We start from the raw sequence: 22,294 nt of genomic DNA on the forward strand, positions 1-22,294 counted from the left end.
AGGCTTTACCGTGGGGGAAAAAGTGAATGTTCTGATCAACGGAACAGCACACCAGGTTGAAGAAGGAACTCGTATTTTAGATTATCTCATGCAGCAGGAAATCGAACATCCGCATATATGCTATTCCGAGGTTCTTGGACCGGTACAGAGCTGTGATACTTGTATGTGTGAAGTGAATGGCAATCTGATGCGTGCATGCTCTACAGTTGTGGAAGACGGCATGGACATTGCCACCTCGTCTGAAATCGCCAAAGGCGCCCAAGAGGAAGCAATGGACCGTATTTTAGAAAACCATCTGCTGTACTGCACTGTATGTGACAATAACAATGGCAACTGCCGTGTACATAACACAGCAGAAATGATGGGGATTGAGCACCAGACGCGTCCGCATCGTTCTAAGGGCTATGAAGTCGATATGTCTCATCCGTTTTACCGCTATGACCCTGACCAATGTATCCTGTGCGGCCGCTGTGTGGAAACATGCCAGGATCTTCAGGTAAATGAGACGCTGACCATTGATTGGGAAACAGGGCAGCCGCGCGTATTATGGGACGGAGGAAAAAGCATCAATGAATCCTCTTGTGTTTCCTGCGGACAATGTGTATCTGTTTGTCCTTGTAACGCATTGATGGAAAAATCAATGCTTGGAAACGCTGGCTTCATGACAAGCATGTCTGATGACCTGCTTACTCCTATGATCGACCTTGTAAAAGCAGTTGAGCCGGATTATCAAACAATCATGGCCGTTTCAGAAGTAGAAGCAGCCATGCGTGAAACAAAGATCGAGAAAACAAAAACGGTTTGTACTTTCTGCGGTGTCGGCTGTTCATTTGAAGTTTGGACAAAAGACCGTGAAATCCTTAAAATTGAACCATCAGAGAATGCGCCGGTCAACAGCGTTTCTACTTGTGTAAAAGGCAAGTTTGGCTGGGACTTTGTCAATTCCCAGGAACGTATCACTTCACCATTGATCCGTAAAGGCGATGTGTTTGTGGAAGCGAGCTGGGATGAAGCTCTTTCTGTTGTGGCCAAAAACCTCGGAGAAATCAAAGATACTTACGGAAGCGATGCATTAGGTTTCATTTCTTCATCTAAGATCACAAATGAAGAAAACTATCTGATTCAGAAGATGGCCCGCCAGGTGTTCGGCACACATAATGTCGATAACTGTTCCCGCTACTGCCAGTCTCCTGCGTCATGGGGACTGCAGCAGACAGGAGGCATCGGCGGCGACTCTGGAACGATCCAGGATATTGCAGGTGCAGGGCTTGTCATCCTGGTAGGCTGTGCTCCGGCAGAAGGACATCCGGTCCTTGCGACACGCATCAAGCGTGCGCAGAAGCTACATGGCCAGAAACTGATCACAGTGGATGTGCGCAGGCATGAAATGGGTGACCGTGCCGACTTGTTTGTACGTCCAAAGCAGGGTACTGACTTTGTATGGCTTTCCGCTGTCACAAAGTATATGATTGACCAAGGCTGGCATGATGCGAAATTCATCACAGAACATGTGAATCAGTATGATGAGTTCTTGAGCATGATCGAGTCCTATACGCTTGAAGAAGCTGAAAGCATTACAGGCATTTCTGTTGCAACATTAAAAGAAATGGCTGAAATGATCCGTGACGCAGATGGAACAGTCGTCTGCTGGGGAATGGGTGTAACACAGAATATCGCCGGCTCCCACACTTCTGTTGCCATTGCGAACCTGCTTCTGGCAACTGGAAACATGATGCGTCCAAATGCTGGTGCCTATCCATTGCGCGGACATAATAACGTACAGGGTGCTGCCGATATGGGAACGATGCCTAATATTTTCCCTGGCTATCAGTCTGTGACAAATAAAGAATTACGTGAGAAATTCGAGAAAGCCTGGGGCGTGGAACTGCCTGAAAATCCAGGGCTTGATAATATTGAAATGCTCGGTGAAGTGGATAAAGGCAATCTGAAGGCAATGTTTGTTGCCGGTGAGGATATGGCATGGGTTGATGCTGACTCTAACCATACACAGGCAATGCTTGCGAAGCTGGACTTCCTTGTGGTGCAGGAAATCTTCCTGACAACAACAGCCCAATTCGCTGATGTGATACTGCCGGGTGCTCCTTCTCTTGAAAAAGATGGGACATTTACAAATACTGAACGCCGCGTTCAGCGTCTATACAAAGCATTAGAGCCTATGGGCAACAGCAAACCGGACTGGTGGATCCTTACTCAGCTGGCTAAAAAGATGGGCTATGACTGGAACTACTCTCACCCAAGCGAGATTTTTGACGAAATGGCAAGCCTGACTCCATTCTTCAGCCAGTGCAGCTATGATGTTCTTGAAGGCTGGAACAGCTTCCACTGGGGATCTCAGGATGGATCGAACACACCGCTTCTTTTCCAGGACGGCTTTAACTTCCCTGATAAAAAAGCACGCTTCGGATTGTTTGACTATGTACCGCCTGCTGTATTCCCGGATGAGTTCGATCTATCACTGGATAATGGACGACTGCTCGAACATTTCCATGAAGGAAACATGACTCATAAATCAGAGGGACTGAACTACAAATTCCCTAAAGTGTTCGTTGAAGTATCGCCTGAACTTGCAAAAGAACGCGGCGTAGAAGAAGGCTCGATTGTACGCCTGATCTCGCCATATGGTGCGATCAAGCTGCCGGTCCTTGTAACCGATCGCGTTGTTGGAAAAACGGTCTATGTGCCAATGCACTCTTCAAGCCATGAAAGTGCGGTCAACCTCCTGACTGGCGGTGCGGTTGACGTTGTGACACATACACCTGCTTACAAGCAAGTGAAGGTGCGGATGGAGATCCTCCAGCTGAATGGAGAGAATCCTCTTCCGAAGTACAATCCCCGCTATGCGACACGCACACCGCAAATGGGTCTTGAAATCTACCGCAAGTGGGAACGCGGTGATTATGTACCGCTCAGCACTGTCAATGAACATGTCTTCCCTGGTACCTATGACAGGAGGAATGCCTGATGGCAAAACCGATTAGCATCATTCAAAAGACAGAACTGACAGAAGAACAATTGAAGCAGCAATCCCTGGAGAATCTTCTCTCCGGGATTGCGGAAAATAAAGATTCCCTGCTTGAGACATTGGCTCTCTTGCAGGAATTGCATGACAGCGGGATACTGGATGCTGCCGGAAGCCTTCTGAAAGCAAAAGAGCATGCTGCACATGCTGCAATCGGCCAGCTCACACGCGAGCCTGTCACAAACATGATCAATAACGCAATGGCAGCAGGAGGCATCCTCACCCAGCTTGATCCAGAGACAACAGCCAAGCTGTCAAAAAGCTTGATAGCAGGAATGAAAAAGGCTGAGCAGGGATTAAAAGAGGATAGCAAAATCGGGATTTTTGACTTAATGAAGGCCTTAAAAGATCCTGACATCAACCGTGTGCTCGGATTTGGATTCAATCTATTAAAAGGTATGGGGGAAGGCTTAAAAGAATAAGCCTGAATCCTGGCCCATTCATTTTATAATGAATGGGTTTCCTTTTTTATAACAAACTATGTGTATCAATAGGAGGGACAGATCATGGCAAAGAATCTGGAGCATCAATTCAGTATGCTTGTCCGTGAAATCCGAAAAGAATACGTTGGAAATGGGCCTAAAGAAATAACCACCAAGTTCATTGGCTCCTGGGCTGTCAGTGAAATGAGAGGGAATCTGACCAATGTGGAAAAGTTCATGATCACTTCGGCACAAGGGGAAGATATGGTCCATGAAACGAGAACAAGATTTGTAAAAGAAATCTACAAAAAGCCGGAAGTCCAATTAAAATTTGAAAACCTGATGGACGCCAGAGTGATCAGGCTGTTTTCCGATATTAATATTAAAGAAGATATCGCCATGACTGTATTTGTCTTTGACCGGCCGATTGAGGGGAAACAGCTTTGAATTCTGTTCATTTGCGGCGTCATACCAGCTTGTGAATTAGACGATTCATGAATGGCATCTCAGCGTTCTTACAATGAGAGAGATAATCGATTTTCTGCAGAGGTTTATGAATGACAATTAAAAGAAATTATAAAGCTTAGAGGCTTTCCAAATGTTGATTGGACAATCGGGAAGCCTCTTTTTATTGTGCTTTTTTTGGGATTGAAGAAGGTACGGCTTTAATTTTCTTTATTATAGGCAAATGCCCATTAAGCTAGTAGAATGGAATGGCTGGTTTTTAGTGCTAAGAAATCCTCACGAGGAATAGGCTGATTTATATAGCACAGATCATACTGCGGACATGCGCATAGCCGCTGCAAGGGGGAACATAATGAAGATATTTCTGATCATCAGCCAGCTCATTTATGTTATTTGCCTTATTCCCTGGTTTCCTATCTGGGGCTTGTCATTTATGAGTTTTGACAGTGGGATCGCCCTTGGAAACAGTGCGTTTGTCATAGGCATCGGGCTGTATCCTGTGGCTGTTATTGTGTGTTCCATTCTGGGCTGGGTGCTTCGCGGGCGCAATAAAAGGCTTGCCATCATCTTTAATTCTGTTCCGATGATCTGGATTATCGGTTTTGGACTGCTGATGATCATCGTTTGAAGAGCATTTCCATTGAACCGGGATAAAGGCCGTTTATGCAGGCTGCTGCCCGATTAACAAGGGCAAAGGTTTAATAAATAGGAACGAGGTAAAGCCTGCCAGTAAGGGAGAGGTTTTGCCTCGTATTTTATTTTTACCCGGATTATAAGCTGTGCAGGAATGATAAAATAGAGCTATAAATAAATAGCTCATGGAAGGAAGTGCGGAAGATGGATTTCGAAACAGTCATGCAGGAGCTTGAAGCCCTCGGCAAGGAACGGACAAAGAAAATATACCTGTCCAATGGCGCCCATGAGCCTCTCTTTGGAGTCGCGACTGGGGCTATGAAGCCGATGGCGAAGAAAATAAAGATCGATCAGAAATTAGCCGAAGAACTCTACTCGACAGGAAACTATGATGCCATGTATTTTGCCGGCATCATTGCAGATCCGAATGGTATGATGGAGGCTGATTATGACCGCTGGATCAATTCTGCGTATTTTTATATGATCTCAGACTATGTAGTGGCAGTCACTTTGTCAGAGTCAGAGATCGCTCAGGAGGTTGCAGACAAATGGATTGCCAGCGGTGACGAGCTGAAGATGTCTGCAGGCTGGAGCTGCTACTGCTGGCTGCTGGGGAACCGGAAGGACCATGAATTTGAGGAAGAGAAGATCTCCAGTATGCTTGATCTTGCGAAAAAGTCTATCCATGACGCGCCGGAAAGAACGAAATCTTCTATGAGCAACTTCATATACACTGTCGGGCTTTCCTATTTGCCGCAGCATGAAAAGGCGCTCGGGACCGCACAGGAAGTTGGTGTGGTAGAAATGAAGCGGGAAAATAAAAAGAACAGTCTGCTGAATCCATACGAAAATCTGCAGAAAGAAGTAGATAGAGGACGGCTTGGCTTTAAGAGGAGATATGTCAGGTGTTAGGCTATTGCTAAATCCTGCCCAAACCCGCAGAATGTACCTAACAGACTTCTACTAACATAAACTGGATGTGATCTATTGTTTACTGGCATAATCCCGGCTATTCGAAATATGAAAGATTTTGAGCATGTATTGAAGAGGGATCATGAGCATATCATTCTTCTGGAGACGCGCCTGTCGCAGATCGAAAGTGTGGTCAAGTATGCGAAGCAGAGCGGGAAGAAGGTGTTTGTGCATGCGGATCTCGTTCAAGGGCTGAAGGTGGACGAGTATGGGATTGAATATCTGATCAATAACGTGAAGGTGGACGGCATCGTCTCTACCAGGGTTAATGTCATTTCTTTGGCGAAAAAGCACAATGTCATTGCGATTCAAAGACTGTTTGCACTGGACAGCCATGTACTGGAGCATAATGTCAGGATCAGCCGCAAAGTCAAACCGGATTATATCGAGGTTCTGCCCGGCATCATCCCGGGCATCATGGAAGAAATTCATGAGAAAACAGATATTCCGCTGATTGCAGGGGGACTCATCCGTACCGAAGAGGATATACAAAGTGCTTTGAATAACGGAGCATCTGCCGTCACCACCTCCAATCGGGATTTATGGTGACAGGGCCTTTTTCCTTATTTTAAAATAGAACATTGTTCAGAAAATTGTCGAATTATGTTGACAACGTTTTCATTTGAATTTACACTAGGGATAAGTTAATAACCCGTGACGAGATGAGGAGACACATTAAATGCCTTGAATTCAGGATTCAGGGGTGTTTAATGTGTCTTTTTTGTCTTTCCGATCTGGTTATTTAGGCAATATATCTTGAATATCAATAGGTTAAAAGGGGGATATGAGATGAATAGAGTAAAGAAGCCGGTCGTCTTATTAGTGATTTCTTTGCTGTTAATTCTTGCTGGAAGCTTTGGTGCTTCCCAGTTTAATAGCTCGAGCGGGGATGTGGATGTCTCACGCATTTATTTTGATACACCAAGAGGGGAGCTTTCAGGTCTTCTGTATAAGCCGGATGGTGCAGATCAGGAAGCAAGGCCAGCCATCGTGGCTACGCACGGCTACCTGAACTCTGCAGAAATGCAGGATGCACAGGCTATCGAAATGTCAAAGAGAGGTTACGTAGTCCTCGCCTTGGATCAGTATGACCATGGCCATTCAACAGGCACAATGGAAAAGCCGGTTCCATTCTTCTCCTTCTGGCCGCATGCGATCTATGATGCTGTCCAGTATATGTATGATCAGGATTATGTCCTGAAAGATGAAAACGGCAATGGCATCATTGCGGTTTCCGGCCACAGTATGGGCGGTTTCTCTTCCACCCATGCCGTCATGCTGGATGAAGTGGATTTCCAGGAAAGCGGCATCAGGAAAATCTACAGCTCCCTTACAATGGGGTCTGACTATCAATGGCTGAAGTCTCTCGGCTATACTATAGAAGATATCAACAACTCTTATGGGCCCAGGCCTTCCGGAAAAATCGCCGGACAGTATGATGAATTCTTTTTTGATGCAGAAGCAGCAGCTGCCGGTACGCCTGTAGTGAAGAAAAACTATGCTGCAACAGAAGAAGGCATGAGCTTCCTGGGCAACCCGGAAAAGCCTGAGGCTGGGAAAGTGTATGAGGTGAACGGCGGAGAAAGAATCATTTATCAGCCAAATGAGACACATCCTTGGAATCATTTCTCCAAAACGTCTACAGGAGATGCCATCGATTTTTATGATAGGGCATTTGCCGGCTATAATGGTTCATTAACAGTGGATAGTGATGGGCAGACATGGATGTTTAAAGAGTGGTTCTCTTTTGTCGCCCTGATCGGATTCTTCCTGCTCTTTGTGCCAATTGTGTCCTTATTATCAAGGCTGCCGTTCCTTAACAGCATCTATACCGGCAGGCCAGAGCCGCTTCCTGCTCCAAAGACAAACGGCGCGAAGCTGGCAGGCTTGATCCTGATAGTTGTCGGCGGGCTTTTCCCTGCCTTGTTCTTCTCCGCTTTATATGGAGGAGATGTTTATGGAATGAGATTATTAAGGCAGATCAGCATGATCTTCATTGCCCTGTCTGCCATTGTCCTGATTTCTTCTTTTGTGAAAAAATCAGAGCGCAGCATCAAGACAGTTTCTGCTATCATGCTCGTTCTAAGTGTGATTCAATATATCTATCTGAGGCTGCAGGATAAAATGCTTGCCACAACAGAGCTTTTTGGCGCCCCGACTGTGAATCCAGTTCTGTATTGGGCGATCAATGTGGCAATCATCACACTGATGATGATGGTCGGCTACCATTATGTTGCGAAAAAACCTGAAGGTGCTGCGATTAAGAATTATGGCGTGAAAGCAAGCGTCAAGTCAGTTATTGCTTCGCTTGTCACTGCCATTGGGGCTGTTGCGATCGGCTACGGGGTTCTTTATCTGATGGATGCCCTTTTCCAGGTAGACTTCCGCATTTGGACATTCGCTGTAAAAACATTCGAAGGCCAGCATCTGGCAGCACTGCTGAAATATGCACCATTATTCCTGATCTACTACTTTGTTGTCGGCCTGTCCGTCAACATGAATACAGCGACTGTGAAGTATAATGGATGGAAAGGCTATCTCATTTCTGTCTTCCATTTCATCGGCGGGCTTGTTCTTTACCTGGCCTACCATTACGGCCTGTTGTTTACGACTGGAACTGCCGGCTATCCGGGCGAATCGCTTTCTTCCATCATTGTAATTGGCCTGGTGCCAGCCCTTCTCGTAGCGGCGCTGTTTAACCGCTACTTCTATAGGAAAACAGGAAATGTCTATGTGGGCGCCTTCATCAATACTTTGCTGATGACACTGATCACACTGGCAAACACAGCGCTTTACACGATCTTTTAATAGTCTGCAAAATATATAGAGAGCAAGGGGCCCATCTGCCCCCCGCTCTTTTTTATCAAGCGGAGGGAGGAATAACTATGGGGAAATACATCTTGGCACTTGATCAGGGCACAACCAGTTCCCGTGCCATATTATTCGATAAAAACGGTGAGATTGTGGAAACGGCTCAGCAGGAATTTGAGCAATTTTTTCCAAAGCCAGGGTGGGTTGAGCATGATGCCAGCGAAATCTGGACCTCGATCCTTGCCTGTATGGCATCCGTCCTGCGGAAGGCTGATGTGGGACCGGAGGAAATAGCGGGCATCGGCATCACGAATCAGCGTGAAACCGCGGTTGTCTGGGATAAGCACACGGGGAAGCCTGTTTACCATGCCATCGTCTGGCAGTCCCGTCAGACAGAGCCTATTTGCCGCGACCTGCGGGAACAGGGATATAATGATCTGTTCAATAGTAAAACCGGTCTTCTTCTGGACCCTTATTTTTCAGGTACAAAAGTAAAGTGGATTCTTGATCATGTGGAAGGTGCAAGAGAGAAGGCAGAAAACGGCGATCTGCTGTTTGGCACCATTGATACTTGGCTGGTATATAAGCTTTCCGGGGGGAAGGTTCATGTGACTGATTATTCCAATGCCTCCCGGACCTTGATGTACAATATTTATGATTTGAAGTGGGATGAAGAGCTTCTTGACATCCTGACTGTACCAAAAAGCATGCTTCCTGAAGTCCGCCCATCTTCTGAAGTGTATGCCCATACAGTGGACTATCACTTCTTCGGGCATAATGTCCCGATTGCGGGCATCGCCGGCGATCAGCAGGCCGCTCTGTTCGGCCAGGCCTGCTTTGAAAAAGGGATGGCGAAGAACACTTACGGAACTGGCTGCTTTATGCTGATGAATACCGGTGAAGAACCTGTTAAATCGAGCCATGGGCTGCTTACGACGCTTGCATGGGGCGTGGATGGGAAAGTTGAATATGCACTTGAAGGCAGCATCTTTGTAGCGGGGTCGGCCATCCAATGGCTGCGCGATGGCATGAGGATGATCGATAGTGCTTCAGCCAGCGAGCAGTATGCACTGAGGGTCGATTCTACAGAAGGCGTCTATGTGGTCCCTGCCTTTGTCGGACTGGGGACACCGTATTGGGACAGCGATGCCCGCGGTGCGGTTTTCGGCCTGACCAGGGGGACGACAAAAGAGCATTTTATCCGGGCGACCCTGGAATCGCTCGCCTATCAGACAAGAGATGTGCTGGACAGCATGGCTGCAGATTCCGGTACAGAGGTGAAATCCCTGCGGGTAGACGGCGGTGTGGTCAAAAATAACTTCCTGATGCAATTCCAGAGCGACATCCTCGGCGCCCCTGTAGACCGCCCGGTTGTCAATGAAACGACCGCACTGGGGGCTGCTTTCCTAGCCGGCCTGGCTGTAGGCTACTGGTCCAAAAAAGAGGAAATCACAGCACACTGGAAAAAGGACCGCACTTTCACGGCAGAAATGGCCGAAGAGACGCGCGAAGAACTCTATAAAGGCTGGAAAAAAGCTGTGGCGGCCACCCGTGAGTATAAATGAAGTCAATTTCCATAATGTTCCACAAAACGATTGGAATGCTTTAATTTTCAGCTTTATCATGGTATACTAAAAACAAGTTAATATATTTGGATGGAGAACTCGAGAGACCACATCGCTCTATTTTTCGGCAACGAAAAGCAGGGCTGATTTGTGGTCTCTTTTTTTGTTTTTCGGGTATGGGACTTATAGAGCTTAAAAAACAAGACAGCTCCTCATAGGCTGGAGCCGGGCTGAAACATGAATATGATGATCCTGAAGGGACTGATTTGATGAAATTCACCAACTTACAAAGACATGATATAAAGGGAAAAATACAGAAGGGGCCATTGGACCTTCTTGTCATCGGCGGCGGGATTACAGGCGCTGGAATCGCGCTGGATGCCGCCCTGAGAGGGATGAAGGTGGCTGTCGTTGAAATGCAGGACTTTGCTGCCGGTACATCCAGCAGAAGCACAAAGCTTGTCCACGGCGGACTGCGCTACTTGAAGCAATTTGAAATTGGGGTTGTCGCAGAAGTCGGCAAAGAGCGGGCCATTGTGTATGAGAACGGGCCGCATGTCACCACACCGGAATGGATGCTGCTTCCGTTCTATAAGGGAGGCACTTTCGGACCATTCACAACGAATATCGGCCTGAGGGTATATGACTTCCTTGCCGGTGTCAAAAAGGACGAAAGAAGAATAATGATGAAGCCGGAAGAAGCCCTGAAGCGGGAACCGCTGTTAAAGCGCGAGGGGATGAATGGCGCAGGTTATTATGTTGAATATAAAACAGATGATGCCCGCCTGACTCTTGAAGTCATGAAAAAAGCGGTTGAAAAAGGGGCGCTTGCACTCAATTATATGAAAGTCACTGATCTTGTCTATGAAAACAGTGCAGTGGCAGGTGTGGAAGCGAAAGATCTGACCGATGGAACGGTACAGGAAATCCGGGCAAAGAAAATCGTCAATGCAGCAGGCCCATGGGTAGACACACTGAGGGAAATTGACCATAGCAAAAAAGGCAAATCGCTGCAGCTGACGAAGGGGATCCATCTTGTATTCGACGGCAAAAGATTTCCGCTGAAACAGGCCGTGTACTTTGACACGCCTGACGGCCGCATGGTCTTTGCCATCCCGCGTGAAGGCAAGACTTATGTAGGCACCACAGATACGGTCTACAAAGGGAATATTGCCCATCCAAGAATGACGGTGGCAGACCGGGATTATGTCCTTGGTGCGATTGATTTCATGTTCCCTGATGTGAAGATCACGGCTGATGATGTGGAATCAAGCTGGTCCGGATTAAGGCCGCTGATTCATGAAGACGGGAAGTCACCTTCTGAAATCTCGCGCAAGGACGAAATCTTTGTGTCGCATTCCGGATTCATTTCCATTGCCGGCGGCAAACTGACAGGCTACCGGAAAATGGCGGAAAGCATCGTCGATCTAGTGGCAAAGCAGCTGGGTGAAGAAGATGAAGCAGACTACCCTAAAACAGCCACGATGCACTTGCCAATATCCGGCGGCGATGTGGGCGGTTCTGAAGGATTTAAGTCATTTATGACAAACAAAGTGAGCGAAGGAAAAGAGCTGGGCTTGACCGAAAAAGCAGCAAGGAAGCTTGTTCAGCGCTATGGCTCCAACGTGGACATCGTCTTTGATATCTATAAAAACGGCAAAGAAAAGGCTTTGGCAGAAAATCTTGATCCAGTCGTCTACGCTGGCTTAAGATACAGCATTGACTACGAAATGGCCTACAAGCCTGCCGACTTCTTCATCAGAAGGACAGGGGCCCTCTTCTTTGACATCGGGTGGGTCCGGGAACATAAGGATGCTGTGATCATGTTCATGAAAAAAGAATTCAGCTGGTCAGAGGAACAGGCAGCAGCTTACACAGAAGAGCTGGATGTACTGATTTATGAGGCCTCACATCCAATTGAAAAGGAAGAATTTTAAATAGAGACCAAAAAGGGCCTGGTCCCAGCTTAGTAAAGCTGGGACCAGACCCTTTTGATTTTTCGGCAAATCAATTAAAGGCAAATTCCCTTTTTACATGATGGCGCCCTATAGGCACTACAGATGGGCATCCTGCAACAGGGTCTTCTACAACCGTACAGTGAAGGCCGAAAATATCTTCGATCAATTTGCTTGTAATAACCTCTGATGGCGCTCCCTCTGCCACAAGCTTTCCTTTATCGAGAGCAAAAATATGGTCTGCATAACGGGCAGACAGGTTGATATCATGAAGGACCATGACGATTGTCGTTCCGTGCTTCCGGTTAAGGTCTGTCAGCAGGTCGAGGATCTCGACCTGGTAGGTGATATCCAAGTAGGTTGTCGGCTCATCCAGGAACAGGATGTCAGTCTGCTGTGCCAGCGCCATGGCAATCCAGACACGCTGTCTTTGGCCGCCTGAGAGTTCATCGATATGGCGGTCGGCAAATTCAGTGATCTTCATCAGCTCCATTGCTTCAGCAACAGCTTCATAATCCTTCTTAGTCCAGCCTTTCAGAAAAGACTGATGCGGGAATCTTCCGCGTCCAACCAGGTCTGCAACCGTTATTCCCTCAGGAACAATCGGTGTTTGAGGAAGAAGCCCGAGGACCCGGGCCAGCTGTTTTGGCGGAATTTTATGAATGGGCTTACCTCCCAGGGTAACCTGCCCGGAATCAGGTTTGATCAGCCTTGCCATTGTTTTGAGCAGGGTCGATTTACCGCAGCCGTTGGCACCGATGATGATGCTTATTTGGCTGCTGGGAATGCTGATGCTTATATCATGCAGGATGGTTTTCTGATCATATCCGGCAGTGACTCCTTCAGCCCGGAAATCATGTGTCGGTTTCATTATAAATCACCCTTTCGATTCATTCGGATCAGCAGGTAGATCAAATATGGGGCACCGATAATGCCTGTGATCACACCTACAGGATATCTGGCATCGAATGCGAACTGTCCGATAAGGTCTCCTGCCAGTACTAAAATGATGCCGACAAGGCCTGCCGGGACGATGCTAGAGAATCCAACCCCCACCAGCCTCTTGGCAATGGGCCCGGAAAGGAACGCGATGAATGCGATCGGTCCTGTGGCCGCGGTAGCTAATGCAATGATCAGCACTGAACTGATGATGAGCATCAATCGCGTCTTATTGGTATCTACCCCGAGTGAGGTAGCTGCCTGTTCCCCAAGCTCCAGCATATCCAGCCTTTTCTCGAGCATCATGATGATGGGGGCAAAGATCAGGACTGTAATCATGAGCGGATAAAGATCTTCCATTTTCGCCCCGTTCAGGCTCCCTGTCAGCCATCTCATGGCAGCAGGGAGGTCATTCTGCTGGCCAATCAGCAATAAGTAGGATACGGCAGCATCAAGCATGGCCTGGATGCCGATCCCGATCAGGATTAATCTGCCTATTGAGAAAGAAGAACCTTTTGATAATAGAAAAATAACAGCCACTGCAGTAAGCCCGCCGATAATGGATGCGATGGAAACAAAGGTATCGCTCGCGTGGAGGACGGTGATGCAAAAAACCGCAGCGGCGCTGGATCCGGCTGTTATGCCGATCACATTCGGGTTTGCCAGGGGATTGCGGAGCATCGTTTGGAAGACATGTCCCGCAGCGCCAAAAGCAAACCCTGTAAAAACACCTGCAATCATTCTCGGGAAGCGTATGGTGCCCACTGCAAATGAAGCGCCTTTTACTTTTTCGCCCATCAGCACGCTGATGACATCTGAAACAGGATAAATCGTGTTTCCCAGCATAAGCATGGTCCCGCAGAGGGAGAAGGCGATCATGGCAAGAAGCGAAGTGACAAGGACAAACCGGCGTCGTCTCTTTAGTCTGCCCATCATAATAAGATTCATGGATTCATTCATCATAACGCACGCATTTTCGCTTTCATAGTAATTAAGATCAATATAGGAGCCCCGATAAAGGCTGTAACAACACCGACTTCAAGCTCTCCCGGACTTCCCAGTACCCGGCCGCACACATCTGCTATGGTTAAGATGGCTGCGCCTGAAAGAGCAGCCATCGGGATGACAAACCGCAGATCCGGGCCGATGACGAGCCGGATCAGGTGTGTGGCCAACAGGCCGATAAAGCCGATGGGGCCTGCCAGCGCTGTCGCCGCACCGCATAAAAGGACGCCGCCAAAGGCAGCGGAAAGCTTGAGGGTTCCTGTCCGGACTCCCAGCCCCTTGGCGGCTTCATCACCTAGTGCCAGTGCATTCAGTCCTGGAGCTGTGAAGACGGCAATCAGCAGTCCAATAATAAGAAAGGGTATGAAAATGGAGACAGAGTTCCAATTTCCTGCTCCGACACTGCCCACCTGCCAGAATCTGAACTGATCCATCACGTTGGAGCGGGGAATCATAACCGCCATCACAAGGGATGATAACGCAGCACTTGTGGCAGCACCCGCTAAAACGAGCTTAAGGGGCGTGGCACCGCCACTCCCCATTGAACCAATTCCGAATACAAAAATGGCAGTTATGAATGCACCAGCCAATGCAAGCCAGATATACTGGCCAGCACTGCCTATATCCAAAAAGGAAATTCCGCAGACAACGAATAATGCTGCCCCTGTGTTGACTCCCAATATGCTTGGGTCTGCAATTGGATTGCGGGTGACCGACTGCATGAGGGCACCGGAAACTCCTAATGCCGCTCCGCACATTAAGCTGAATACAGTCCTGGCAATTCTTTGGCGCACCACATTTGCTCCATGGCTCTCTGCTTCCGGATGGAATAAGCCGTCCATCAGATCATTCCATCCCACAATGCGGGATCCAAAAGCAAGTGAAGCCAATACGCATAAGCCGAGCAGGACCATAGAAAGGACCAGCACCATGATGAAATGCTTCGGCAGATGCAGCTGCTTATTTTCTGAAACGGAAGTATGATTCATTTTACTGAACTTTGCCTGCAGCTTCTGAAAGCAATGTCAGATACTCGTCAATGGAATATTCAATCGAGAGCGGGCTCGGTGTACCTGCTGCTGCAAGCGGAGTGTTATCTCCGATGATGACAACAGAGCCTCTTTCTACTGCAGGGATTTTTCCAAGGATAGGATCAGCCTGCAGGGCTGCAAGAGTTTCATCATTTCCATAAGATACGATAATTTCAGCATCGTTCAGCATATCTGCATTTTCGGCACTTACTTCGATATAGAAGCTGTTTGGATCAGTCATTTGGCTTGTGAGACTTTCAGGATATTCCATCTCCAGCTCAGAAAGGAATGCACCGCGCGGATCTGCTGGAGAGTAGATATAAAACTTGGACAAATCAGAAGCATCAAAGCTTACGAATGCAGCCTTCTTCCCTTTGACCTCCGGATGTTCGCTCACTTTATCTGCAATCAGTTTTTCTGTATCGGCAATCAGCTGCTTGCCTTCTTCTTCCATGCCCAAGCCCATTGAATTATAGGTTACTTGCTCGCGCCATGAGGCCACCCAAGGGCTTGTCTGATAGGCAACAACTGGGGCAATTTCGCTTAGTGTATCATATTCTTCCTGAGTGATGCCTGAGTATGCGGCAAGGATCACATCAGGGCTTACATCAGCAATGGCTTCGAAATCAAGGCCGTCAGTATCCTGGAAAATAACAGGGGTTTCGGCATCAAGTTCTTTCAGTGCATCCGCTGTCCAAGGCAGCATCCCGCTGTCATCCTGAACACCATAGTTTGCAGCAGAGAAGCCTACAGGCACAACGCCTAGAGCAAGAGCGACGTCATGGTTCGACCATGCAATCGTAGCAACGCGCTCAGGTTTTTCTTCTATAGTAGTTTCGCCAAAAGCATGTTTGATTACGATTGGATACTCAGCAGAAGCTTCTTCGGATTCAGCCTTATCTGTGTTGGAATTCCCGGCAGATTCTGAGTTTCCATTTGATTGATCATCTGAACAGCCAGCTAATGCAAAAGTCAGCAAAGCGATCAGGAATGTTGTAAAAATAGAAAATCTTCGTTTGGCATTCATCTTGTTTTTCCTTCCTTCTCTGAACGTAATTGATAATAATTATCACTATCATTAATTTATATGGTATGGATGATGATGTCAATAGAATATTTAGAATTCAGAAAACTGGGAGGAACATTGTATAGCAGGCACAGTTGATTCAGGATCCTGTGACTTTGCTGTGCTTTTAGGATTTTTCAAAAGGCAGCTTGCACCCATAGCATGCGCTGTTGGGCTTCTAGTTATGATGAAGGGCTGCATAAAGCGGCAGCCGGCGGTTTATGCTTAATTTCTATTGAAATGGATGAGGTTTTTGCCGATATTATGAAGCAGGATGAAAATAGCAATAGGCTGATTTTCTAGGCTGCCATGCCTCTTCTTAAAAAGGGACTGGCTGGAGTGAAGCTGACGGGAGTGAAATAGTATTGAATAAGTGGATTGCAGGGCTGGTGCTGATCCTGGTTTTTTTGGCCATCGGAATGTTCATCAATGAAACGGAGACAGGGACTTCCCCGAAAAAAGTTCTATATGTGTCGCCGGACGGCAGCGACAAAAATTCGGGAAGCAAGCAAAAGCCTTTAAAAAACATACAAAAGGCAGCTGATTCAGCAGAGCCGGGAACTGTCGTTTATGTTAGAGAAGGTATTTATAAGGAGCAGGTTGTTATCAGGGAATCCGGATCCAAGAATGCGCCTATTATGATTAAGTCATATAAAAAAGAGAAAGCAGTATTGGATGGAACAAGCCTTAAGGCAAACGGGGACAACCAAGGTCTGATATCCATCCATAATAAAAGTTATATTACGATTGACGGGTTTGAAGTCAGAAACTATAAAACAGCGGAAGAAGATTTGGTGCCGATCGGCATCTCTGTCAGCGGCAGCGGAAAGGGTATCCGGATTTTGCGGAATCATGTTCACCATATTGAGACGCTACATGAAAACGGCAATGCCCACGGGATTGCAGTCTATGGAACAAAGGCGCCGGAAGCAATTGAAGATATAGAGATCATGGGGAACCTCGTAGAGGACTTAAAGCTTGGCTGGAGTGAAGCAATTGTATTAAACGGGAATGTGAGCCATTTTAAAGTGACCAAAAATATCGTCAGGCAGAGCAATAACATCGGAATTGATATGATCGGATATGAAGGAACATCGCCCCGGGAGGCTTATGACCAGGCCAGGAATGGACTTGTCAGCCATAATACCGTCTGCGGGATATCGAGCTACGGCAACCCTGCATATGGCCCCCATTACACAGCCGGCGGCATTTATGTGGATGGAGGAAAGGATATAACAATTGAGGAGAACCGGGTCTATCAGAATGATATCGGCATCGAAGCAGCCAGTGAACATAAAGGGAAGTCGACAAGCGGGATAAGTATCCGCAAAAATATAATCTTTGAAAATAGAAGTGCCGGCATTGCCATAGGCGGGTATGACGAGGAAAGAGGCAATACGGTTGAATCCAGCATTACTGATAATGTACTGTATAAGAATGACAGGGAATATCAGGACGGCGGGCAAGTGCTCATTCAATACAATACTAAACATAATACAATCAAGAATAATATCATGGTTGCGGGTGAATCGGGACTTTTGATCAGCAGCCCTTTCAGGAAAAGTGAAGGCAACAGCATCAACCATAATATGTATTATGTTAGCGGCGGGGAAAAGAAAGCACGTTGGATCTGGGAAGAAAAAGAGATCTCCGGATTCAGTGAATATCAAAAGAAAAGCCGGCAGGACGGCAATAGTGTGTTTCAAAAACCGGAATTTATAGATGAAGGAAAGAAAGACTTCCGTCTGGAAAAATAGGCCTGCACTGCAGGTTTTTTATTTTGCTTCCAAGCAGCACGCAGCATCTATGCAATGACCAATCATCGGATGCGGCCCGGAAAATGGCAGCGGGCATCTGGCAATGTGACTCCAGCCTTGGGAGAAGGAACTTGTATGCCAGAACCCGAAGTTAGGGTGTGGCGCTTCCGTATGCTAAAATACTGATAGAGGGTTATTTTATACAGATCAGTTATTGTTTACAGCAGAAATAAGGGGGGATTTGAAATGAGACAGGATCAATTCTTGCTTTATGATCATAAAAAACAGATCAGTCTAAAAGCGGAGCGGGCAGCATTCTATCTGCAAGGTCAGATAATTGAAGCGTTCAGTGAAAAGAATGAAGTTTATTATCTTATCTTTTATAAATATCATTTCCTGACAGCGGTGAAAACCACGAAACTCCGCCGCCATTCTTACATTGAGCACGCCTTTAAAAAAGGCATAGTCTTCGAAAGTCCCCACCCGCTTATCAAAATACTGCTTTCTTCTAATCAACCTTGCCAATGCATCAGCTTTAAACAGCTGCTAAAAAAGCTGGAAAGGCAATACACCCCCCAGGAAAAGTCATTTATTCTTACCTTTTTCGAATCACTGATACCCAAAAGGGATCTGTTCAATGAAATTAAATCCGTCTATTATGAATACCGCCGCAATGGAGACTATTTTTCAGGCTATCAGATGATCCGCCTGATCATGGAGTTTGCCCCAAAAACGAGTCTGGCTGTTTCGCATAGCAATGATATGATCTTCAGTAAATATGCCTGGCAGTACAGTGAAAAGCCTGAGAAACTGTTTGCCAAAGATCCCATCTTTGCAGAAAAAACACTCTATTCCCAGAGGGAGGACGAAGTATGCTTCCAGCAGCTTATTGACCGGCTGGAAAAAGAGTCCCGCTGGATGGACCTCATCGCCTTATCCATACAAAAACTCATAGCGTCACCTTCACCTGACTGCTATGCCCATCTTTTAAGATTGCTAGCTCAGCATACAGAAATAGATTCCCTCCACATTCAAGAGTCCTTATCTTTTCAATTGCCTGCCTTCCTTCCATTGCAAAAGGATCTATTAGAAAAATATATACAAAACCATGCTGCTGATAAAGTTTTCAAACTGATGAAAACCAATGCTTTTCAGCTGGATGATTCTCAGATATATGCCGTTGGGGAAATGCTGGAAGAGTGGGAGCCGGACACTCAGCCTGTCCAGCCTGAACTGCTGTATCCCCTCATCAAGCGATATATCAGCAGATTCCCTGAAAAAGCTGACAAGCTCCTTAAAAAGTTTGTCATATCGCTGCTGAATACTCATGAGCTGCCATATATCCAAAATTGGCTGAAGCCATTAAAAGACAAGAATAAGAAGCTGGCGATAGTTGAAAAAATTGATATGATGCAAAAGCTTTATGAAGATCCCGATGATATGCAGCAGCTTGGGGAGCTGTATTTTGAACTGAGCCAGCTGGATAAAGCGGTTGAATGCTTCAGCTGGGAAATGGAGCTGAAGCCCGCTGATCCGAGACCTCTGCAATGGCTGGCGAAAACCTACCATGAAAAAGGGATGGACTACGAATCAGATGCCTATCGCCAGCTGTGTATCCAGCTCCAGAAAAGAGCTTGAACCAGCCAGTGCCTGCCGCTGATCCCCTAATCCAAAAAGGTGCCTGCCCCATCAGGGGGCAGGCACCTTTTTGGAGAGCATCTACTCTTCCTTTTTTTCATCCTCAGACTTTGTCAGTTCAAAGATCTCCCTTGATTCAAAAAGATCGATGACTTTGTTGAGCCAGGTATAGTATTCAATGGCGTAAGTGATCTTTTGAAGATGGTTTTCGGCTTTCTTTACCGTTTCATCATCTTCTGTATGTGATAGGACTTCTTCGAGGTCCTTAAGTGATCTAAGCGAGGCATCCAGGTTCATCTGGGTTCCTTTTCTCCATTGCGTACAAAAGCGATCGATGAAATTCTGGTACCAATCCCCTTTGACCTGGTATAAATCTTTTCTTTCTCCTTTTCGCCAGACCTTTTCAACCATATTTAATTCCAGCAGGGTCCTGACACCAGTGGACATACTGGTTTTGCTCATTTCGAGCTCTTCCTTCAATTCATCCAATGTCATGGGTTTATTTTCAAAATAGAGGGTTCCATAGATACGCCCGATAGAGGCGGGAACTCCGTATAAATGCATGTTTCTCGCGACAGATTCAATGACTCTCTCCCGTGCCTGTGCGACCAATTCTTCGTTATGCATGATACACCACCATTCTAGTCACAAATGAGAGGATAATTATGCTAATCCATTCATCTTGATTCATTTTAAAGTTTGAACCCACTAAAGTAAAGTAAATGCAAGTTGAGGGAAAGGGAGCATATCAGAAGAAATCTAAGAATAAGATAATTTAGTACGTACAGTTCAAACTGTACGTACTTTATTGATGGAATTTGATGGATTTATAGGTTTGTTGTATGCAACTAAAGTCCCTTATACTTTTTAAGTACGCTGGAAAAACAGTTCGATTCGACAGAAATCGTCATGTATAAACAAAGTTTAGAGGTGGATTTATGGCTGAAAAGAAAATAAGCGTCCAAAACGTTACGAAAGTCTTTGGTAAATCGCCCCATCAGGGAGTCAGACTCCTGAATGAGGGGAAATCAAAGCGGGAGATACTTGAAAAGACTGGAATGACCGTCGGTGTCAATAAAGCGAGCTTCGATGTGTATGCCGGGGAGATATTCGTCATTATGGGATTATCCGGGAGCGGAAAATCCACATTGGTCCGGATGCTGAATCGGCTGATCGACCCAACCGATGGAGAAGTACATATTGATGGAAAGAACATCGTTAAGCTCAACCCCCAAGAGCTGCGGGAAGTAAGACGGAAGAAACTGAGCATGGTATTCCAGCGCTTCGCATTATTCCCTCACCGAACTGTTCTCGAAAATACTGAATACGGCCTTGAAATCCAAGGAGCAGAAAAGTCCGCATGCAGACAGAAGGCAATGGAGTCATTAGAGCTTGTCGGCCTTAAAGGATATGAAAACAGCTATCCGAGCGAACTGAGCGGCGGTATGCAGCAGCGTGTCGGCCTGGCCCGTGCCCTTGCGAACGACCCTGACATCCTGCTGATGGATGAAGCGTTCAGTGCGCTCGATCCATTGATCCGCAAAGATATGCAGAACGAATTGCTTGAACTGCAGGAAAAGATGGAGAAAACGATCGTTTTCATCACCCATGATCTTGATGAAGCTCTCCGCATCGGCGACCGAATTGCTCTGATGAAGGATGGGAACATCGTCCAGATCGGTACGCCTGAAGAAATCATGACAAACCCTGCCAATGAATATGTGGAGCGGTTTGTTGAGGATGTTGACCTCTCGAAGGTCCTAACGGCAGAGCATGTCATGAAACGCCCTGAAATGGTGCGCATCGACCGCGGTCCGCGTGTGGCTGTGAAGGTCATGAAAAATGAAGGGATATCCCATCTGTTCGTTGTTGACAGCAAGCAGAAGCTCCTCGGCACCGTCACAATCGAAGCTGCTTCAGCTGCCGTCAAGAACCAGCAGACCCTAGAAGAGATCCTCATTACTGATCTAGATTCCATTAAACCGGAGACCCTTCTCGTAGACTTGTTCGAGCAGGTGGCTACGGCTGTACTGCCGCTGCCTGTCATCAATGAGGAAGGACGGCTCAAGGGAGTCATTGTAAGGGGCGCTGTACTTGGTGCACTTGCAGGGCTGGAGTCTGATCTGAATGCAGATGTTCAGGGAAATGAGGTGGAAAGCATATGACATTTTTGCCGAAGCTTCCGTTAGCCAGCTGGGTAGATAGTGCGGTCAGCTGGATCAAAGACATTCTGGGCCCGTTCTTTGACATCCTGACAGATGGAATCGGAGCAGTTGTTGAATTCTTTGTCATGGTATTGGAATCGATACCGGCACTGGTGCTGATTTTGATTTTTGCAGGCTTGGCCTGGTGGGTAAGCCGCTGGACGATAGCATTATTTACCGCTATAGGTTTATTGCTGATTGATAATCTCGGCTATTGGGATGGAACGATCGATACGCTTGCCCTTGTCCTGGCATCGGTCATTATATCGATCATCATAGGAATTCCTATTGGAATCTGGATTTCACAAAGCGACCGTGCGCAAAGCATCCTTACGCCGATCCTTGACTTTATGCAGACGATGCCGGCCTTTGTATATTTAATCCCGGCCATCATTTTCTTTGGGATCGGGGTCGTACCAGGTATCATTGCTTCCGTCATCTTCTCGATGCCGCCGACGATCCGATTGACCAATCTCGGAATTCGCCAGGTGCCGGAGGATCTTGTAGAAGCATCTGACGCATTTGGATCAACGCCAAGCCAGAAATTATTCAAGGTTCAGCTGCCATTGGCAATGAACACCATCATGGCCGGAATCAACCAAAGCATCATGCTTGCTCTATCCATGGTTGTTATCGCATCCCTTGTAGGTGCGCCGGGACTGGGTGCAGATGTGTACCGTGCCGTGACCCAGCTGAAAGTCGGTACAGGTTTTGAAGCTGGTCTCGCCATCGTCATCCTGGCGATCGTGCTTGACCGGATTTCTCAAAATATAAGAATCACTAAAAACTAA

General features: G+C 46.8%; 18 protein-coding genes. 13 read left to right on the forward strand and 5 right to left on the reverse strand.

Features of this window, described 5'->3' with window-relative positions:
• Positions 1 to 10: 10 nt before the first annotated feature.
• The 9 genes from fdhF (at position 11) to CYJ37_RS06030 (ending at position 11,845) form a co-directional block, all read left to right on the forward strand.
• The gene (gene fdhF / locus CYJ37_RS05990) at positions 11 to 2,983 is read left to right on the forward strand and encodes a formate dehydrogenase subunit alpha (RefSeq protein ID WP_009794685.1); all 2,973 of its coding nucleotides are present in this window, start codon (positions 11 to 13) and stop codon (positions 2,981 to 2,983) included.
• A complete protein-coding gene (locus tag CYJ37_RS05995) occupies positions 2,983 to 3,462 on the forward strand; it encodes a DUF1641 domain-containing protein (protein WP_009794684.1) in 480 nt (159 codons plus the stop codon). Before fdhF ends, CYJ37_RS05995 begins: the two co-directional genes overlap by 1 nt.
• Positions 3,463 to 3,546: 84 nt before the next feature.
• Entirely contained in the window at positions 3,547 to 3,909 is a 363-nt protein-coding gene (locus CYJ37_RS06000; protein WP_101548510.1) for a DUF2294 domain-containing protein, read from the forward strand.
• A gap of 370 nt (positions 3,910 to 4,279) precedes the next feature.
• Positions 4,280 to 4,555 carry a hypothetical protein gene (locus CYJ37_RS06005; protein ID WP_253618988.1) on the forward strand — a complete coding sequence of 92 codons (276 nt, stop codon included), beginning with the start codon at positions 4,280 to 4,282 and terminating at the stop codon, positions 4,553 to 4,555.
• Between the two features lie 209 nt (positions 4,556 to 4,764).
• The gene (locus CYJ37_RS06010; RefSeq protein WP_101548515.1) at positions 4,765 to 5,472 is read left to right on the forward strand and encodes a DNA alkylation repair protein; all 708 of its coding nucleotides are present in this window, start codon (positions 4,765 to 4,767) and stop codon (positions 5,470 to 5,472) included.
• Between the two features lie 75 nt (positions 5,473 to 5,547).
• Entirely contained in the window at positions 5,548 to 6,081 is a 534-nt protein-coding gene (locus CYJ37_RS06015; protein WP_022544619.1) for a glycerol-3-phosphate responsive antiterminator, read from the forward strand.
• Between the two features lie 240 nt (positions 6,082 to 6,321).
• On the forward strand, positions 6,322 to 8,340 hold the full coding sequence (locus CYJ37_RS06020; protein WP_101548517.1) for an alpha/beta fold hydrolase: 2,019 nt from the start codon (positions 6,322 to 6,324) through the stop codon (positions 8,338 to 8,340).
• A gap of 77 nt (positions 8,341 to 8,417) precedes the next feature.
• The gene (glpK, locus tag CYJ37_RS06025; RefSeq protein WP_009794678.1) at positions 8,418 to 9,908 is read left to right on the forward strand and encodes a glycerol kinase GlpK; all 1,491 of its coding nucleotides are present in this window, start codon (positions 8,418 to 8,420) and stop codon (positions 9,906 to 9,908) included.
• A 269-nt stretch (positions 9,909 to 10,177) separates the two neighbouring features.
• Positions 10,178 to 11,845 (forward strand): glycerol-3-phosphate dehydrogenase/oxidase, encoded by a 1,668-nt coding sequence (locus CYJ37_RS06030; RefSeq protein ID WP_101548519.1) that lies wholly within the window; start codon positions 10,178 to 10,180, stop codon positions 11,843 to 11,845.
• Positions 11,846 to 11,915: 70 nt separating this feature from the next.
• Here CYJ37_RS06030 and CYJ37_RS06035 read toward each other — a convergent pair whose 3' ends face one another.
• The 4 genes from CYJ37_RS06035 to CYJ37_RS06050 are packed head-to-tail and all read right to left on the reverse strand — an operon-like array spanning position 11,916 to position 15,865.
• Complete coding sequence (locus tag CYJ37_RS06035; protein ID WP_101548521.1) at positions 11,916 to 12,734, reverse strand: ABC transporter ATP-binding protein; 819 nt, start codon at positions 12,732 to 12,734, stop codon at positions 11,916 to 11,918.
• A complete protein-coding gene (locus CYJ37_RS06040; RefSeq protein WP_101548523.1) occupies positions 12,734 to 13,765 on the reverse strand; it encodes a FecCD family ABC transporter permease in 1,032 nt (343 codons plus the stop codon). Before CYJ37_RS06040 ends, CYJ37_RS06035 begins: the two co-directional genes overlap by 1 nt.
• Positions 13,762 to 14,796 (reverse strand): FecCD family ABC transporter permease, encoded by a 1,035-nt coding sequence (locus tag CYJ37_RS06045; protein ID WP_180827269.1) that lies wholly within the window; start codon positions 14,794 to 14,796, stop codon positions 13,762 to 13,764. The genes CYJ37_RS06040 and CYJ37_RS06045 overlap by 4 nt, the downstream gene beginning before the upstream one ends.
• Before the next feature lies 1 nt (position 14,797).
• The gene (locus tag CYJ37_RS06050; RefSeq protein ID WP_101548526.1) at positions 14,798 to 15,865 is read right to left on the reverse strand and encodes an iron-siderophore ABC transporter substrate-binding protein; all 1,068 of its coding nucleotides are present in this window, start codon (positions 15,863 to 15,865) and stop codon (positions 14,798 to 14,800) included.
• 404 nt (positions 15,866 to 16,269) lie between these two features.
• Here CYJ37_RS06050 and CYJ37_RS06055 point away from each other — a divergent pair, with 404 nt between their 5' ends.
• A complete protein-coding gene (locus CYJ37_RS06055) occupies positions 16,270 to 17,661 on the forward strand; it encodes a DUF1565 domain-containing protein (protein ID WP_101548528.1) in 1,392 nt (463 codons plus the stop codon).
• A gap of 246 nt (positions 17,662 to 17,907) precedes the next feature.
• Positions 17,908 to 19,299 carry a hypothetical protein gene (locus CYJ37_RS06060; RefSeq protein ID WP_094767815.1) on the forward strand — a complete coding sequence of 464 codons (1,392 nt, stop codon included), beginning with the start codon at positions 17,908 to 17,910 and terminating at the stop codon, positions 19,297 to 19,299.
• An 81-nt stretch (positions 19,300 to 19,380) separates the two neighbouring features.
• Here CYJ37_RS06060 and CYJ37_RS06065 read toward each other — a convergent pair whose 3' ends face one another.
• A complete protein-coding gene (locus CYJ37_RS06065; protein ID WP_009794669.1) occupies positions 19,381 to 19,926 on the reverse strand; it encodes a GbsR/MarR family transcriptional regulator in 546 nt (181 codons plus the stop codon).
• 311 nt (positions 19,927 to 20,237) lie between these two features.
• On the opposite strand from CYJ37_RS06065, the gene proV reads away from it, so the two are divergent.
• Both proV and CYJ37_RS06075 read left to right on the forward strand, forming a co-directional pair.
• Entirely contained in the window at positions 20,238 to 21,464 is a 1,227-nt protein-coding gene (gene proV / locus CYJ37_RS06070; RefSeq protein WP_009794668.1) for a glycine betaine/L-proline ABC transporter ATP-binding protein ProV, read from the forward strand.
• Positions 21,461 to 22,294: an ABC transporter permease gene (locus CYJ37_RS06075; RefSeq protein ID WP_101548530.1), complete on the forward strand. Its 834-nt coding sequence runs from the start codon at positions 21,461 to 21,463 to the stop codon at positions 22,292 to 22,294. Before proV ends, CYJ37_RS06075 begins: the two co-directional genes overlap by 4 nt.

Origin of the sequence: Bacillus sp. UMB0728, from assembly GCF_002858875.1 — a bacterium.
GTDB classification, from domain to species: Bacteria; Bacillota; Bacilli; order Bacillales; family Cytobacillaceae; genus Bacillus_AB; species Bacillus_AB infantis.

Coding starts and splice junctions, on each gene's coding strand:
- CYJ37_RS06010 (WP_101548515.1), top strand. CDS start 4,765: ATGGATTTCGAAACAGTCATGCAGGAGCTTGAAGCCCTCGGCAAGGAA.
- CYJ37_RS06005 (WP_253618988.1), top strand. CDS start 4,280: ATGAAGATATTTCTGATCATCAGCCAGCTCATTTATGTTATTTGCCTT.
- CYJ37_RS06065 (WP_009794669.1), bottom strand. CDS start 19,926: ATGCATAACGAAGAATTGGTCGCACAGGCACGGGAGAGAGTCATTGAA.
- CYJ37_RS06035 (WP_101548521.1), bottom strand. CDS start 12,734: ATGAAACCGACACATGATTTCCGGGCTGAAGGAGTCACTGCCGGATAT.
- CYJ37_RS06050 (WP_101548526.1), bottom strand. CDS start 15,865: ATGAATGCCAAACGAAGATTTTCTATTTTTACAACATTCCTGATCGCT.
- CYJ37_RS06060 (WP_094767815.1), top strand. CDS start 17,908: ATGAGACAGGATCAATTCTTGCTTTATGATCATAAAAAACAGATCAGT.
- CYJ37_RS06040 (WP_101548523.1), bottom strand. CDS start 13,765: ATGATGAATGAATCCATGAATCTTATTATGATGGGCAGACTAAAGAGA.
- CYJ37_RS06000 (WP_101548510.1), top strand. CDS start 3,547: ATGGCAAAGAATCTGGAGCATCAATTCAGTATGCTTGTCCGTGAAATC.
- CYJ37_RS06075 (WP_101548530.1), top strand. CDS start 21,461: ATGACATTTTTGCCGAAGCTTCCGTTAGCCAGCTGGGTAGATAGTGCG.
- CYJ37_RS06045 (WP_180827269.1), bottom strand. CDS start 14,796: ATGAATCATACTTCCGTTTCAGAAAATAAGCAGCTGCATCTGCCGAAG.
- CYJ37_RS06020 (WP_101548517.1), top strand. CDS start 6,322: ATGAATAGAGTAAAGAAGCCGGTCGTCTTATTAGTGATTTCTTTGCTG.
- proV (WP_009794668.1), top strand. CDS start 20,238: ATGGCTGAAAAGAAAATAAGCGTCCAAAACGTTACGAAAGTCTTTGGT.
- CYJ37_RS06030 (WP_101548519.1), top strand. CDS start 10,178: ATGAAATTCACCAACTTACAAAGACATGATATAAAGGGAAAAATACAG.
- CYJ37_RS05995 (WP_009794684.1), top strand. CDS start 2,983: ATGGCAAAACCGATTAGCATCATTCAAAAGACAGAACTGACAGAAGAA.
- glpK (WP_009794678.1), top strand. CDS start 8,418: ATGGGGAAATACATCTTGGCACTTGATCAGGGCACAACCAGTTCCCGT.